16 protein-coding genes and 2 tRNA genes are annotated in these 14302 nt (G+C 47.0%); 11 read left to right on the top strand and 7 right to left on the bottom strand.

Annotation, left to right across the window (positions count from 1 at the left end; all coding sequences use genetic code 11):
- The first annotated feature begins 42 nt into the window (after positions 1–42).
- Positions 43–1350, top strand: a complete 1308-nt coding sequence (locus ACQ31U_RS03025) for an MFS transporter (protein WP_431053621.1) — start codon at positions 43–45, stop codon at positions 1348–1350.
- Between the two features lie 73 nt (positions 1351–1423).
- On the opposite strand, the gene ACQ31U_RS03020 is transcribed toward ACQ31U_RS03025, so the two are convergent.
- Genes ACQ31U_RS03020 through folD form a run of 3 tightly spaced genes read right to left on the bottom strand, consistent with a single transcriptional unit; the run spans position 1424 to position 3695 of the window.
- Positions 1424–1864 (bottom strand): hypothetical protein, encoded by a 441-nt coding sequence (locus tag ACQ31U_RS03020; protein ID WP_431053620.1) that lies wholly within the window; start codon positions 1862–1864, stop codon positions 1424–1426.
- A gap of 32 nt (positions 1865–1896) precedes the next feature.
- The gene (locus ACQ31U_RS03015) at positions 1897–2784 is read right to left on the bottom strand and encodes a transferrin-binding protein-like solute binding protein (protein ID WP_431053619.1); all 888 of its coding nucleotides are present in this window, start codon (positions 2782–2784) and stop codon (positions 1897–1899) included.
- A gap of 59 nt (positions 2785–2843) precedes the next feature.
- Positions 2844–3695, bottom strand: coding sequence for a bifunctional methylenetetrahydrofolate dehydrogenase/methenyltetrahydrofolate cyclohydrolase FolD (folD, locus tag ACQ31U_RS03010; RefSeq protein WP_431053618.1), 852 nt, complete (start codon positions 3693–3695; stop codon positions 2844–2846).
- A gap of 170 nt (positions 3696–3865) precedes the next feature.
- Between folD and ACQ31U_RS03005 the strand changes: the two genes are divergently transcribed.
- The 5 genes from ACQ31U_RS03005 (at position 3866) to ACQ31U_RS02985 (ending at position 6813) form a co-directional block, all read left to right on the top strand.
- Positions 3866–3942, top strand: a tRNA-Pro gene (locus ACQ31U_RS03005).
- Between the two features lie 32 nt (positions 3943–3974).
- Positions 3975–4051, top strand: a tRNA-Arg gene (locus ACQ31U_RS03000).
- Between the two features lie 248 nt (positions 4052–4299).
- Positions 4300–4509, top strand: a complete 210-nt coding sequence (gene cspE, locus ACQ31U_RS02995) for a transcription antiterminator/RNA stability regulator CspE (protein WP_431053617.1) — start codon at positions 4300–4302, stop codon at positions 4507–4509.
- Positions 4510–4756: 247 nt separating this feature from the next.
- A complete protein-coding gene (locus tag ACQ31U_RS02990) occupies positions 4757–6205 on the top strand; it encodes an SLC13 family permease (protein ID WP_431053616.1) in 1449 nt (482 codons plus the stop codon).
- Between the two features lie 371 nt (positions 6206–6576).
- Positions 6577–6813 (top strand): hypothetical protein, encoded by a 237-nt coding sequence (locus ACQ31U_RS02985; RefSeq protein WP_431053615.1) that lies wholly within the window; start codon positions 6577–6579, stop codon positions 6811–6813.
- A 23-nt stretch (positions 6814–6836) separates the two neighbouring features.
- Here ACQ31U_RS02985 and ACQ31U_RS02980 read toward each other — a convergent pair whose 3' ends face one another.
- Both ACQ31U_RS02980 and ACQ31U_RS02975 read right to left on the bottom strand, forming a co-directional pair.
- Positions 6837–7538, bottom strand: coding sequence for a glutathione S-transferase family protein (locus ACQ31U_RS02980; protein ID WP_431053614.1), 702 nt, complete (start codon positions 7536–7538; stop codon positions 6837–6839).
- A gap of 42 nt (positions 7539–7580) precedes the next feature.
- Positions 7581–8564 (bottom strand): amidohydrolase family protein, encoded by a 984-nt coding sequence (locus ACQ31U_RS02975; protein WP_431053613.1) that lies wholly within the window; start codon positions 8562–8564, stop codon positions 7581–7583.
- Between the two features lie 391 nt (positions 8565–8955).
- On the opposite strand from ACQ31U_RS02975, the gene ACQ31U_RS02970 reads away from it, so the two are divergent.
- The 5 genes from ACQ31U_RS02970 (at position 8956) to xerD (ending at position 13319) form a co-directional block, all read left to right on the top strand.
- Positions 8956–9771 (top strand): amino acid ABC transporter substrate-binding protein, encoded by an 816-nt coding sequence (locus tag ACQ31U_RS02970; protein WP_431053612.1) that lies wholly within the window; start codon positions 8956–8958, stop codon positions 9769–9771.
- Entirely contained in the window at positions 9755–10471 is a 717-nt protein-coding gene (locus tag ACQ31U_RS02965; protein ID WP_431053611.1) for an amino acid ABC transporter permease, read from the top strand. The genes ACQ31U_RS02970 and ACQ31U_RS02965 overlap by 17 nt, the downstream gene beginning before the upstream one ends.
- Before the next feature lie 4 nt (positions 10472–10475).
- Entirely contained in the window at positions 10476–11243 is a 768-nt protein-coding gene (locus ACQ31U_RS02960; protein ID WP_431053610.1) for an amino acid ABC transporter ATP-binding protein, read from the top strand.
- Positions 11244–11269: 26 nt separating this feature from the next.
- A complete protein-coding gene (locus ACQ31U_RS02955) occupies positions 11270–12358 on the top strand; it encodes a 5-methyltetrahydropteroyltriglutamate--homocysteine S-methyltransferase (protein WP_431053609.1) in 1089 nt (362 codons plus the stop codon).
- 67 nt (positions 12359–12425) lie between these two features.
- Complete coding sequence (xerD, locus tag ACQ31U_RS02950) at positions 12426–13319, top strand: site-specific tyrosine recombinase XerD (protein ID WP_431053608.1); 894 nt, start codon at positions 12426–12428, stop codon at positions 13317–13319.
- A 121-nt stretch (positions 13320–13440) separates the two neighbouring features.
- Here the strand turns inward: xerD and ACQ31U_RS02945 are convergent, their stop codons facing one another.
- Both ACQ31U_RS02945 and ACQ31U_RS02940 read right to left on the bottom strand, forming a co-directional pair.
- Complete coding sequence (locus tag ACQ31U_RS02945) at positions 13441–13524, bottom strand: lipoprotein (RefSeq protein ID WP_431054268.1); 84 nt, start codon at positions 13522–13524, stop codon at positions 13441–13443.
- A 166-nt stretch (positions 13525–13690) separates the two neighbouring features.
- The gene (locus tag ACQ31U_RS02940) at positions 13691–14200 is read right to left on the bottom strand and encodes a peptidylprolyl isomerase (RefSeq protein ID WP_431053607.1); all 510 of its coding nucleotides are present in this window, start codon (positions 14198–14200) and stop codon (positions 13691–13693) included.
- Positions 14201–14302 lie beyond the last annotated feature (102 nt).

Genomic DNA, 14302 nt, shown 5'->3' with positions numbered 1-14302 from the left:
ATTTCTTTTTTGACTGATTTTTTAAGCCTAAGGACAACACAAATGGATTTAAGACACGCGATTGCCAAAAGTGCAATGAGCCCGTTTCAATGGGGGATTGTGCTGTTGGCGTTTTTATTAAACGTATTGGACGGTTTTGATGTGCTGGCAATGGCGTTTACCGCTTCTTCGATCAAAACGGAATTTAATTTAGACGGCGCGCAAGTGGGCTATTTACTCAGCGCAGGCTTGGTTGGCATGACCATCGGTTCGCTGTTTTTAGCCCCACTGGCGGATAAATTCGGGCGTCGTCCATTATTATTGGTCTCTGTGCTGTTATCCACCGTCGGTATGTTGTTGTCCGGTTTTGCCGGCGATCACTATCAATTAGCTGTTTGGCGTGTTATTACTGGCTTAGGTGTGGGCAGTATTTTAGCCTGTACCAACGTGATCGTCAGCGAATATTCTTCACGCAAATGGCACGGCTTGGCAATCAGCCTGTACGCCGCCGGTTTCGGTATCGGCGCAGTGTTAGGCGGCATGTCGGCACGTTTTTTACAAGCCGGTTACGGCTGGCAATCGGTATTTTTTGTCGGGGCGGCATTAACCGGCGCCTGCTTGCTGGTGATTTGGTCATTCCTGCCGGAATCGATCGACTTCTTGATGAGTAAAAAACCGAAAAACGCCCTTGGGCGGCTGCAAAAAATCGCCAAACGCTTAAAATTACAAGGCGATTGGACGTTAGAACAACAAACGCAAAGCCAACAACAACCGCGCGGTATTTTAGAACTGTTCTCACCAAATTATTTGAAAATTACTTTATTGGTATGGGCGGCATTTTTCACCATTATGTTCAGCTTTTATTTTATCAGCTCATGGACACCGGCGTTGTTGGAACAAGCCGGCATGTCGAAAAATGAAAGTATCAGCGTCGGCATGATGTTATCGCTCGGCGGTACTTGCGGCGCATTAACCTTCGGCTTATTCGCCAGCCGTTGGACGGCACGCCATATTCTGATCGTGTTTGGCGTTTTGGCAAGCATTGCGATTGTCGGCTTCGTGTTTTCCCTGCAAAGCGTCGGTTTTGCGTTTATATTGGGTGTGTTAATCGGCAGTTTGATTAACGGCTGTATCAGCGGTTTGTATATCCTTAACCCGAGTCTGTATCAAGCCGAAATCCGCAGCACCGGCGTGGGTTTCTCTATTGGTGTCGGACGCTTCGGCGCAATCTTCGCCCCTATCTTAGCCGGTTATCTGCTCGACGCAGGCTGGCAATCAAAAGATCTCTATCTTGGCGCCGCCGCCGTGATGTTGATTTCTACGCTGGCAGTGTATTGGTTAAAACCGAAAGCGACGGTGACTTCGCTTTAAGGCAGTTTAAAGCCGCTATCGGAGGAAGCCCCGATAGCGGCTTTTTTGTCAACCGCACTTTTATGTGAGTCGGTTATTTCTGTGGGAAACAGGATTTTTTCAGAATTTCTTCCACTTCAATATTGGTTGCATTGACGGTTTCGACTTTTCTGACGGTTAAAAAGCCGTTTTCTTCCGATTCCGGTTTTTGCCTGGCAAATTTATTGCTAATCGACCAACTGTAATTATCCACGCTGAACACGGTAGTTTCGCGATTGGATTTTTCGCCGTCATAATCCAAGGTTAAGATCTCTGTTCCCAATTTGACTTGCGCCACCGCAGTCGCTTCGCCAAAATGGTAACGGGCTTCGGCGCGTTGCTGATCAACTCCGGCTTCACACTGGTATTGCACCCATTTGGCGGCAAGCACCGGTTCTTGGTAGTCTTTCACGCGGATACCGCTGTCAGCGGTATTCGTTGAGCAGGCGGTTAATGCGGCTGCGCAGGCTGTAATCAGTAATCGTTTTTTCAACATATGCTAATCTCCGTTGTTGGTTGGGCATAGAATTATTTCTTGCCGGCAAACATGCCGCCCCAGTTATCATCGTTATTACCACTGTCCATCATCGCCCCCAGTTCTTCAGCCTGAGGACCAAAAAAATGACCGCTAACGTTAGCCGATTCTTTTTCTGTTGCCGCAAGTGCGGTTGCAGTAAATTGATTGCCGTTGATTTTGCCGTTCACAATTTCAATCGGGGTGACATAGTTGGCATCACCGGGGTTTACTTCGGTTATTTTATTGCCTTCTTTGATGATAGTGCCTGAGGAATCAAATTCGTGCACCCAATCATACTGTCGTTGTGTGCCGGATAATAATCTTCCGCTCAGTGTTTTTGCACCGAAATCAACACTGATATTGGCATTACCTAACACCTCGTTATAGCCCTTATCAATTATATAGCTATTATCAGCAATTTCTGTTGAAGGCAGATAAATTGCTTCGCCTTGATACGTTGCTGTTCCTGAGGGCATATTACCGATAGGCGTAACAAACCCATGATAGAGGTGTAATGCTACATCTTTTCCAGAGTCATCGACGGAGGCGAGGCGAACATATTGTAAATTATTACAACAGTAGTAATTATCATCTATATCGTTACTACTCTTTATGCTCCAAATACCGTCAGATTTACCGTTTAATGCCAAATCAAAGGTGCGTCCGGCAACGGTAATCGAATCTAAGCTGTTGGAATTCGGATTACCGAAAGAAGTTTGATCGTTTTCATCGGTAAAAATATATTGGCCGCCGGTTTGGGTTGGTAATCTCGTTTGGTTATTTGGAATGGAATTATCGATATTCGCATTTGAACTGCTACCACCACCGCCACCGGAACAAGCCGCCATGAATAAACTGATAAAAACGGTGTTGCTTAAATAAAATAAATTTTTTTTCATCTTAAACGCTCCATTGTTGTTAGGCAGTCTGGCTGTGTTAAAAATCGTTGTGCAACAAATCAGGAATGGTAGTGCTCACACGCATACAGCGTGTTGCTCATCAACATTGCCACCGTCATCGGGCCGACGCCGCCCGGCACCGGCGTGATAAAGCCGGCTTTTTCGGCGGCGGAGGCAAAATCCACATCACCGACTAAACCGTTTTCGGTACGGTTGATACCGACATCAATGACCACCGCGCCCGCTTTAATCCAGTCGCCCGGGATAAAGTGCGGTTTGCCGACGGCGACCACCAGAATATCCGCTTGGCGTACATGCTGTTCCAGATTTTTGGTAAAGCGGTGAGTTACCGTGACAGTGCAACCGGCAAGCAATAATTCCAGTGCCATCGGGCGACCGACGATATTGGAGGCGCCGACCACTACGGCGTGTTGTCCGTACAGATCAATCCCGGTTGTTTGTAACAGCTGGATAATACCGTAAGGGGTGCAAGCGCGTAGTAAAGGAATACGCTGGCACAAACGCCCGACATTGTAAGGGTGGAAACCGTCCACGTCTTTGCTTGGGGTAATCCGTTCAATCACTTTGGCGGAATCAATTTGCGCCGGTAACGGCAACTGCACCAAAATACCGTCGATACTTTCGTCAGTATTGAGCTGATCAATCAACGCCAGTAGTTCTTGTTCGCTGGTGTCGGAGGGCAAATCATAAGATTTGGAGTGAATACCGATTTCAGCGCAACTTTTACGTTTGCTGCCGACATACACTTGCGACGCCGGATCAGCCCCGACTAAAATCACCGCCAAACCCGGTGCGCGTTTGCCTTCGGCGAGCCGCCGGGTAATTTTTTCGGCAATTTCCGTTTTGATTTGTTTGGCAATTTGCGTGCCTGAAATAAGTTGCGCTGACATGGCCCGTCCTTTTAACGTGATAAAAATAAGCTAAAATCGTAAAAAAGCCATTTTGGCAGAAAAGTGCGGTTATTGTAAGCCTGAACCCGTCAAAAAATAAGCGACTAAACCAAAAAAAGCAAAAAACGATTGACGAAAAAATTCAGGCTTTTATAATGCACGCTACTTGTCGGCGAGTAGCGCAGCTTGGTAGCGCAACTGGTTTGGGACCAGTGGGTCGTAGGTTCAAATCCTATCTCGCCGACCACTTCTTTTTCTCCCATAATATCCAACTATAATGCGCCCTTAGCTCAGCTGGATAGAGCAACGGCCTTCTAAGCCGTAGGTCACAGGTTCGAATCCTGTAGGGCGTGCCATGAAATTTTATTTTTCACTAAAGAGCAGAAACTTCTTGTATTGCCAGAATAATCGTGTTCTAATGCGCCTCAGCTAAACGACAGTTTATTTAAGTTCGATATTTGTGGCACTTCCTTTAATAACAAATTTATTTTGTTTTCCTGAAAGTCTTTGAATACCAATCTCTATCTAAGTTCAAGTTACTAGCAACTCCCTTTGCGTTAAGCAAAATAAATTAAATTAAATTGATTATATTAAGGATGACATTATGTCTAAATTAACTGGTACCGTAAAATGGTTCAACTCAACTAAAGGCTTCGGTTTTATTACTCCGGCAGACGGCAGCAAAGATCTGTTCGTTCACTTTTCCGGAATTCTTGGTAATAACTACAGAACCTTGGAAGAAGGGGCTAAAGTTGAATTTAACGTACAAGATTCACAACGTGGCCCGGCTGCGGTAGAGGTTGCGCTGGTTTAAGCCTAACACACGTTACTGTTTTTAAACCCCGGTAGAATGATCTGCCGGGGTTTTTTATCGCCATCAAATCATGCGTTTAAGTTATTGTTTATGACAAGTTTTGTAAGTTAGTCGTTAACATTTGACTATCCAATTGTTATCGCAAGAAATAATCTGTGAGATCATTAACAGTTTAGCTTCATATGATTTGGCTAACATGACATGCTCCCTCTAAAATAGATCCATTGTTCATTATTGGGAATAGATTATGTCGGATTCACGTTATTATTCGCTTAAAAAATTAACCCTTTACCCGATTGCGTTGGCGAGACAGAGTAAGGTGATTCAATTTTTTCTTTCGGTTTTATTCGGTTTGGGCATGATGTATTGGTTGTCTGATCCGAGCTTCACCCGCACCCAAAACTTAGTGTTGTTATTGCTGTTTATGGCAATCGCACTTTGGATGACAGAAGCAATTCCGCCGTTTTCGGTCGGGATTTTGGTGATTGGTTATTTGGTGGTGGTGATGGGGACGGACGAAAATCAACACGCCATGCGCTATGTGCAAACTTGGTCCGACGGGGTGATTTGGTTGTTTTTGGGGGGATTTTTTCTTGCCGAGGGCATGAAAAAGACTCGCTTAGATGAGGCGTTATTAAAACAGCTGCTGCCAAAATTCGGTCAAAAACCGCACTTTATCTTGCTCGGGCTGATGGCGACCACAGCAGTGATTTCAATGTTGATGAGCAACACGGCGACCACGGCGATGATGATTGCCACGGTCAGCCCGATTTTTGCTTCGTTGGATAAAAAATCCAATTTCTCTAAAGCCTTGCTATTGGGCATTCCAACGGCGGCGTCGATCGGTGGAATGGGGACAATTATCGGTTCTGCGCCGAATGCGATTGCGGTCGGGGCATTGGAAGCGGTCGGAATCCAAATTTCATTTTTAGAGTGGATGATTATCGGAATTCCGATTGCCACTGTTCTGATTTACTTCTTTTGGAAAATCTTATTACGCCGTTACCGGATTAGCAAGGAAGCGATGAATATTCAATTTGCTTTGCCGGATAATACCGAAGAAGAGGGTGATCGTTTTGTGGCGAAAGAGTTACGCTTGCAAAAGATGATTATGATCTCGGTACTGGCGGTAACCCTGTTTTTCTGGCTAACCTCAAAATGGTTTTCGATTCCGATTGCCGCCGTATCCGGTATTCCGATTGTGGTGTTGACAATGTTAGGCGTATTGGACGCGGATGATGTGCGTAAATTACCGTGGGATACCTTGATGTTGGTCGCCGGTGGTTTAGCGCTGGGGATGGCAATTCAGGAGCAGGAACTTGCCAGCCATTTTGTCGATCAACTCAGCCATGTACAGATTAATTTCTATCTGTTGATGCTATTGTTTGGCTTTATTACGGTATTGCTGTCTAATTTCATGAGTAATACGGCGGCGACAACGATTTTAGTGCCGATTGCTTTATCTTTGATGAGTATTTCCAGCGGCAGTTTTAGCCCGGCCGTGTTGCCGTTGGTGATTGCGCTCAGCGCCTCTTGTGCCTTGTTGCTGCCGGTATCCACGCCGCCGAATGCGATTGCGTTCAGTACCGGCTTGATTAAGCAGGCAGAATTTAGGTTGGGCGGTGTTTCGATGGGTTTATTGGGGCCGTTGAGCAGTATTGTCTGGGTTTTGGTCGTTACGTCACTATTTAATTAGCGTTTCAAAAGCAAACCGCACTTTTGCATGCCCTGCACCCCAAAAGTTGGACGGCAAAACTAACTGACTAAGGTGCGGATTTTTATGATGAAATACAACCAAGCCTTTAAACAACACGCGGTTGAATTTTACGTCCGACATCATCAATCGCTTTCCGCGGTCTCCCGTTATTTTTGTTTATCCAAACAATCAGACGATGGGTTGCTCAATATTAATATCCGGGTATCTTTAATATTCAACGTTTCCATCGTTTCCATCGTTAGACGCAATCAAGAAACGCGCCATGTTTAAAATAAAACCATTCACGGCTCTACTCGCCACCGCACTTTTCACCTCTGCCTTCGCTAGTATCAAAAGCATTACCGCCCTCAGTGAACCCACGTCGTACGACAAAAAGTAACCGCTGCCGCCATCAAATCAGACACACTGCCCACCCAATTAAAAGCCCCTGTAACACCAATCTCGGCGTGGCGCACATCGGCACATGGGGAATTGCCTATCATATTGAAGGGATTAGAGATTGGCTGTATCGGCAGCGGAAGGAAAAGGGATTGGCATTAGAAAAATTATGCCGTCTGAAACTTGGCACAAGCAAAGTGCGGTTTTAGACGGCATTTACCTATCTCGTCAATTATCCGCCAAACACCATTTTCTCAAACCTTGCCACATACTCCGCCACTTGCGGTTTGCTTCTCAAATAATCGCCCACTGCCCAAGCAAAATCATTCGACAGCCAATTGGAAAACAGCCCTGCGATGGTTGCGTCAATCGTGGTCGGCGTATTGCCAAAGAAAAACGGCTTGTCGCCCAAATACGTCAGCACCGCCTCGATATCGCCAATGGCAAAGGCGTAAATCTGCGCCGCTGAATGGCGACCTATGCCGTGTCCGTGCATTTCGTTTCGCACGTTTTCACGCATGGCGGCGGCGATGACCGGTTTCATTTCGCTAGGCGCACCGCCTAATATTTGCTTCAGCAAAAAATCGTCGCCCGCAGGGTCAAGAAAACGTGCGTACACCCCCGCCCAATAGGTGCGCTCTTCCAACATCACCCGAAACGCACGCCCCACCGCGTGCTGCTCGACGCTCAAAGTGCGGTCAGCATTCAGCGAAAAATGCTCGCTCAAATAGGCTTTAATCAATTCGCTGTCGGCAATCAACGTCTCACCGTCTTGCAACACCGGCACTTTGCCTTTTGGCATTTGCGAAAAATCCGCCACATATTCAAGGCGGTAATCCACTCCAGCCAAGGCAAGCAGGGCTTCAGCTTTGTAAGCGAAAGGAGAAAATGAACGGCTTTTTACGTTGCCGGGAACGGTGAAAAGTTTAAGCATTTTGGTTGTCCTTTGGATGAAATTTCGGCTATGGTAAAAGGATTAATCTAATCCCAGCACTTTGCGACCGTTTACGCTGGCGATGTTAATCATTGCTTCGATATCCGGGAAGCGGCAGCCGGCGGCAAGCAGGCTGAGTTCTTGCCACATATCGCCTTCACATAACGGCACCATGTAGTCACAGATATTGTCCGTGCCGATTGCCACCGTAATGCCTTGCGGGATCATTTCATCGGCAGGAGTCAGGGCGTTGTGGAACGGCATGAGGTCTTCTTTACGGTTGCTGTCGATCCACGCCATCGGGCAGGCGATCATCATCAGTTGCGCTTCGCGCATTTTGGCATAAAGCTGATAGCGGTATTCTTTCGGGTGCGCGCCGATCGAAATGCCGTGAATGGCGGCGACGCGTCCCTGCATACCGTACTCGATGGTTTTGTCGCACAACATTTCCGTTTCTTTTTCGCGTGGGGTGTTGAATTGATCGACGTGAACGTGGCACATAATGCCGCGCGATTTTGCCGCGTCCATCAGAATATCAAACGCTTCTTCGCCGCGTCCGTGATCGAGTTCATCACGATACGGCAAGCCGCCGATCATATCGACCATATCCGCGCCGATGTCGAACCATTTGCGTGCGGTCGGCTCGATCACGCCTTTTAAGGTTTGGTTGGCAAATTTCAAAATAATGTCGTTTTTATACACTTCACGCGCGCGGTGGGCGGCGATAATGGCGCGATCTTCACACACCGGATCAATATCCACAAACGTACCGAATGCCGTCACCCCTTGTTGAATCATCATTTCAATCGCTTGGCAAAAACGGGCGTAGTAGTCGTCGATACTGGAATTGCGCTTCACTTCGTCCACCAAATCCCATTTTTGTTGTAGGTTGCAAGTGCGGTAAATATCAATTTTATCCGGGGTCATGGTGAATGCACGGTCGGCGTGCGCATGGGAATTAACCCAGCCGCCTTTTTTGATAATTTCATCGCGAATATAGGTATTAAAAGTACGAACGTGTTGCATTGCGGTTACTCCGTGAATGAGATGAAAAGGGAAGCGCACAGGAACGGAGGAGGCTGAATTTTAGACAAAAAAAATCCCCAATAGCTGAGGATTGATGATCAAATGAAAATAACGGCGGTAGGTTATGCGGGGATCGCATAACGGTGCTGATGAGTGGGCAAGTGCGGTTATGTTCAGATGATGTTTGCATGGTCCTAGTTCCTTGTTGGCACTAGAAGCGTAGTATAAATTGTTGTGCCGGGGAAATAAAGCGGTTTTTGCATTAGCGCGGGCTATCGATTTTTATAGCAAAAAGTTATAACTTAGAAAATGTAAGTATAGGCGGATTACGCGCAATCTATTATACTGTGCCCCTGAATTTTTGCTTTAAAACTAACAGAGATATAACAAAATGAAATTAAACAAAAAGCTCTTTTCAATTTTTGCGTTTGCCATTGCGGCGTTTGGTTTGAGTGCCTGTGACCAAGCGCAGCAAAGCGGTGTCAGTGAGAAAAAAGAAACCACATTGGCTGACACGTTGGCGATGACAAAAACATTGCGTGTCGGCACCGAAGGCACTTACCCTCCGTTCACGTTTCACGATAAAGACGGCAAATTGACCGGTTTTGATGTGGAAGTGACGCGTGAAGTCGCAAAACGCTTAGGTTTGCAAGTGGAATTTTTTGAAACCCAATGGGACGCGATGTTTGCCGGGTTGAATGCCAAACGCTTTGATATTATTGCCAATCAGGTCGATTTAACCAATCCGGAACGCCAACAAAAATATCTGTTATCCGAGCCGTATAACTTTGAGCGCTCGGTGGTCGTGACGCCAGCCGATGCGGACGATCTGACCGCACTTGCGCAAATTCAAGGCAAAAAATCGGCGCAAAGTATCAACAGCAGCTACTATGTATTGGCAAAAGAACACGGCGCGGAAATCCTGCCGGTGGAAGGCATGGCGCCGGCATTGGAGCTGGTGAAACAAAAACGTGCCGACATCACCTTAAACGGGCAGTTGGCGATTTTGGATTACCTGAAACAACAACCGAACGCCGGTTTGAAAATCGCATTTAAAGATGAGAATAAAATCGGCTCAGGTTTTGTATTCTTAAAAGGTAATGATGAAGTCGTCGCCGATTTCAACCGCACTTTGGGCGAAATGCGCCAGGACGGTAGCTTGAAAGCCTTGTCAATCCAATGGTTCGGCGATGACGTCACTGAATAATCTGTTGTCAGCCCTGCCGTTTTTAGATGAACAACAAGCGTCGATGTTAATCGACGCTTTTTGGCCGATGTTGCGCGGCGCAATTGCCAATACCATTCCGTTGACTTTGCTGTCGTTTTTGTTCGGCATGATCATTGCGTTCTTTATTGCGCTGATTCGAGTGATTCCGCGCACCAATCCGCTGTATTCGCTTGGTTATTATCTGGCACGGATTTATGTTTCCGCTATTCGCGGCACGCCATTGCTGGTACAGTTGTTTATTATTTTCTACGGTTTGCCGAATATCGGCGTCAAGCTTGATCCGTTTCCGTCGGCGGTGATCGCCTTTTCCTTAAATATCGGCGCCTACGCTTCGGAAACCATTCGTGCGGCGATTTTGTCGATTCCGAAAGGGCAATGGGAAGCGTCGTATTCTATTGGTATGAGCTATGCCCAGACTTTCCGTCGCAGCATTATGCCGCAGGCAATGCGCGTTTCCGTGCCGCCGCTGTCGAACAGCTTTATCAGTTTGGTGAAAGACACCTCGCTGGCTTCCACCGTATTGGTCACCGAACTGTTTCGTGAGGCGCAAAATATTGCCTCGACCACCTATGAATTCCTGTGGATTTACAGTGAAGCGGCGTTGATTTATTGGCTGATTTGCTTTGTACTATCGCTGGCACAAGGGCGACTGGAAAAACATTTTTCACGTTACGGATAAAATCATGTTACAGGTTAAAAATATCCATAAACAGTTTCACGGCAATGAAATTTTGAAAGGGATTGATTTGCAAGTGGAAAAAGGCGAAGTGATCGCGATTCTCGGCCCTTCCGGCTCGGGCAAAACCACCTTTTTACGTTGTTTGAACCTGTTGGAAACGCCGGATCAAGGCACATTGGCATTCAGTGACCGCACTTTGCAGATCGATTTTGCCCAGAAAATCAGTAAACAACAAACCTTGCAACTGCGCCGCCGCACGGCGATGGTGTTTCAACAGCACAATTTGTTTCCGCACCGCACCGTGATTGAAAATGTGATGGAAGGGCTGATTGTGGTGCAGAAAAAAGCCCCGACCCAAGCACGGCAGGAAGCCAAAACCTTGTTGGAAAAAGTCGGGTTAGGCGATAAACTGGATTTGTATCCGTCGCAACTGTCCGGCGGGCAGCAGCAACGGGTCGGTATCGCACGGGCGCTGGCAGTGCAGCCGGAAGTGATTTTGCTGGACGAACCGACTTCCGCCCTCGATCCCGAACTGGTCAACGAAGTGTTGCACACCTTGAAGTGGCTGGCGAAAGAGGGCTGGACGATGGTGATCGTCACCCACGAAATCCGCTTTGCGCAGGAAGTGGCGGATCGGGTGATTTTTATCGATCAAGGCAAGATTGTGGAGCAGGGTGAAGCAAAAGTGTTTTTCAGCCGCCCGCAACAGGAGCGCACCAAACAATTTTTGCAGCAGGTTGATCCGCAGGATTACCACGATTTTTGTATTTGATTTTTCGCATTAAAAAGGAAACCAACATGACAAACAAAACCTTACCGTTACACGCCGATACCGTCGGCAGTTATTTACGTAGCGAGGCTTGGAAAAAAGCACGTGCTGATTTTAATGCCGGCAAAATTAACCGCAGCGAATTGAACCTCTTGGAAGAACAAGAAGTGGCTAAACTGGTTGAAGCGCAGCTTGCCGCTGGTCTGCAAGTGATTACCGACGGGGAATTCCGCCGTTCTTGGTGGCATATCGACTTTCTGGAAGGATTAAACGGAATCGAAGGTTATGAACCGGAGCAGGCTTATCAATTCCACGGGGTGCAAGTGCGCCGTTACAATATCCGCAACTGTGGCAAGGTGTCATGGAATCCAGCACATCCGTTCCTTGAACATTTCAAATCGCTGAATCGTATCGTCAACGGGCGTGCGGTGGTGAAATTCACCATTCCAAGCCCGAACCAGTTAATGCACAAAAATGTGTTCAATCCGGAAATTTATGCGACGAAAGAAGCATTGGCGAAAGATGTGCAACAAGCCTATATCGACGCGATGTTGGCATTTTATGAAGCGGGTTGTCGCTATTTACAGTTCGATGATGTCTATTGGGGACATCTGTGCAACGATTCGAATGCGGACGATTTCGAGCAAAATAAAGCGATTGCATTGGCGAACGTGCAAGCGGTGTTGGCGCAGAAACCGGCGGATATGGCAATCACCACCCATGTTTGCCGCGGCAACTATAAATCCACTTATATGCTCAGTGGCGCGTACGATCCGATTGCCAAAGAATTGTTCGGACAAACCACGTTTGACGGTTATTTCTTGGAATATGACAATGAACGCTCCGGCGGCTTCGAGCCGTTGCAACACTTCAAAGGCAATAAAGGGCGGGTGGTGTTGGGCTTAATCACTTCCAAATTCCCGGAATTGGAAGATAAGCAACTGATCAAAGATCGCATCGCACAAGCGGCGCAATATGTCCCTTTGGAACAACTGGCGCTCAGCCCGCAATGCGGTTTTGCCTCCACCGAAGAGGGCAACCTGATGACCGAAGCGCAGCAATGGGCAAAAGTGCGGTTGGTGGAAGAAATTGCGCAAGAGGTGTGGGGCGAGGATTAATTGCCGGTATGAGGGGCTTTCGCCCCTCTAAAATAGGCTTAATCATTGGATATTATTGAGGAAAAAAATGAAAGACTCTATGTTGACAGACTTATTCCTCAATGAGCTTTGGCTGGAAAAAGGCTTGTCCGAAAATACCGTTGCTTCATACCGTTTGGATTTGACCGCACTTTGCACATGGTTGAATGCGCAGCAACTGACATTATTAACCCTCGATCATATCGACCTGCAAACCTTTCTTGGCGAACGGCTTGCCAAAGGCTATAAAGCCACCAGTTCGGCACGGATGTTGAGTGCACTGCGCAAACTGTTCCAATATCTGTACCGCGAAAAATACCGCAGTGATGATCCAACCGCACTTTTAACCTCGCCGAAACTGCCGTCGCGTTTGCCGAAATACCTTAGCGAAGCTCAAGTCACCGATTTGCTCAATGCGCCGACAACCGATGAGCCGTTGGAATTGCGCGATAAAGCGATGTTGGAATTGCTGTATGCCACCGGCTTACGCGTGACCGAATTGGTTAGCTTAAATGTGGACAATATCAGCCTCAATCAAGGCGTGGTGCGGGTGATCGGCAAGGGCAACAAAGAGCGGTTAGTCCCGATGGGCGAGGAAGCGAGTTACTGGATTCAAGAGTTTATTTTATATGGACGGCAGTTATTGTTGAAAGGGCAACGCTCCGATGTGCTGTTTCCCAGCTTGCGCGGTACGATGATGACCCGTCAGACCTTTTGGCACCGGATTAAACATTATGCGTTGCTGGCGCAAATTGATCAAAACGCCCTTTCACCGCACGTGTTACGCCACGCCTTCGCCACCCATCTGGTCAATCACGGTGCGGATTTACGGGTGGTGCAAATGCTGCTCGGACACAGCGATCTCTCCACCACCCAAATCTACACCCACGTCGCCAAAGAGCGGTTGAAGAAACTGCACCAACAGTTTCATCCGCGGGGGTAGAACAAGCTGGGGAGGAAGTGGAGAGTTTACTATCGCAATGACAGCTCATTAAAAATGCGATAGATTTTTTATTAAATGGTTTTTAACTTTTATAGATTGGGACGGCTTCCAATCTTAGAAACTAAATCAGCGGCACAAACGGCACATCAATACTGCAAGCAGTTAATAATGTAGTTAATACTAATAACGTGAAAAAACGTTTCATTTTAAATTCTCTGAGTTATTCAAGAAAAAAGCTGGCATTAACTGGCTCAGACTGCTGACAACGTCTCTTTCTCGAATAATTTCCCTCCCTCCGTATACGGAGGGAGGGAAGTCAGTTTATCAGCAATCTCAGCCGGTTTTAACCGACTTAATCTTGCTAATACCATTTACTCAACCGTCACCGACTGAATAATCACATCTTCTTTTGGTACATCTTGGTGGAAGCCGTGGTTGCCGGTTTTGACTTTGCGGATTTTTTCCACTACGTCCATGCCCTCAACCACTTCACCGAACACCGCATAGCCCCACTCTTGCACGACTTCGCGATCGTATAGGGTTTTGGCGCGGTAATCTAAGAAGTTATTATCGGCGACGTTGATAAAAAATTGTGCTGTGGCGGAGTGCGGATCGTTGGTGCGCGCCATGGCAATCGTGCCTTTTTTGTTGCTTAACCCGTTGCCGGCTTCATTTTGGATCGGCGCGTCGGTGGCTTTTTCTTTCATGCCGACTTGCATGCCGCCGCCTTGAATCATAAAGCCGTCGATCACGCGGTGGAAAATGGTGTTGTCATAAAAGCCTTTTTTGCAGTAATTTAAAAAGTTTTCGCTGGTAATTGGGGCTTTTTCAGTGTTTAATGCGATTTTTATGTCGCCAAAATTGGTGTGTAGCGTTACCATAATTGTTTCCTATAACGGTGATAAAAAGTCGCGTTATTATTCCACAAAAAATTCGATAAAAACAGCCAAATTACCGCCGCTGACGAAGTCAAAGTGCGGTCT

The organism is Testudinibacter sp. TW-1 (genome assembly GCF_050613185.1).
Classification (GTDB): Bacteria; Pseudomonadota; Gammaproteobacteria; order Enterobacterales; family Pasteurellaceae; genus Chelonobacter.
This window is presented reverse-complemented; position numbering and strand designations above follow the sequence as displayed.

Bases quoted from the DNA above. Each gene is read 5' to 3' on its own strand.
- ACQ31U_RS03025 (WP_431053621.1), top strand. From the start codon at position 43: ATGGATTTAAGACACGCGATTGCCAAAAGTGCAATGAGCCCGTTTCAA.
- ACQ31U_RS03020 (WP_431053620.1), bottom strand. From the start codon at position 1,864: ATGTTGAAAAAACGATTACTGATTACAGCCTGCGCAGCCGCATTAACC.
- ACQ31U_RS03015 (WP_431053619.1), bottom strand. From the start codon at position 2,784: ATGAAAAAAAATTTATTTTATTTAAGCAACACCGTTTTTATCAGTTTA.
- folD (WP_431053618.1), bottom strand. From the start codon at position 3,695: ATGTCAGCGCAACTTATTTCAGGCACGCAAATTGCCAAACAAATCAAA.
- cspE (WP_431053617.1), top strand. From the start codon at position 4,300: ATGTCTAAATTAACTGGTACCGTAAAATGGTTCAACTCAACTAAAGGC.
- ACQ31U_RS02990 (WP_431053616.1), top strand. From the start codon at position 4,757: ATGTCGGATTCACGTTATTATTCGCTTAAAAAATTAACCCTTTACCCG.
- ACQ31U_RS02980 (WP_431053614.1), bottom strand. From the start codon at position 7,538: ATGCTTAAACTTTTCACCGTTCCCGGCAACGTAAAAAGCCGTTCATTT.
- ACQ31U_RS02975 (WP_431053613.1), bottom strand. From the start codon at position 8,564: ATGCAACACGTTCGTACTTTTAATACCTATATTCGCGATGAAATTATC.
- ACQ31U_RS02970 (WP_431053612.1), top strand. From the start codon at position 8,956: ATGAAATTAAACAAAAAGCTCTTTTCAATTTTTGCGTTTGCCATTGCG.
- ACQ31U_RS02965 (WP_431053611.1), top strand. From the start codon at position 9,755: ATGACGTCACTGAATAATCTGTTGTCAGCCCTGCCGTTTTTAGATGAA.
- ACQ31U_RS02960 (WP_431053610.1), top strand. From the start codon at position 10,476: ATGTTACAGGTTAAAAATATCCATAAACAGTTTCACGGCAATGAAATT.
- ACQ31U_RS02955 (WP_431053609.1), top strand. From the start codon at position 11,270: ATGACAAACAAAACCTTACCGTTACACGCCGATACCGTCGGCAGTTAT.
- xerD (WP_431053608.1), top strand. From the start codon at position 12,426: ATGAAAGACTCTATGTTGACAGACTTATTCCTCAATGAGCTTTGGCTG.
- ACQ31U_RS02945 (WP_431054268.1), bottom strand. From the start codon at position 13,524: ATGAAACGTTTTTTCACGTTATTAGTATTAACTACATTATTAACTGCT.
- ACQ31U_RS02940 (WP_431053607.1), bottom strand. From the start codon at position 14,200: ATGGTAACGCTACACACCAATTTTGGCGACATAAAAATCGCATTAAAC.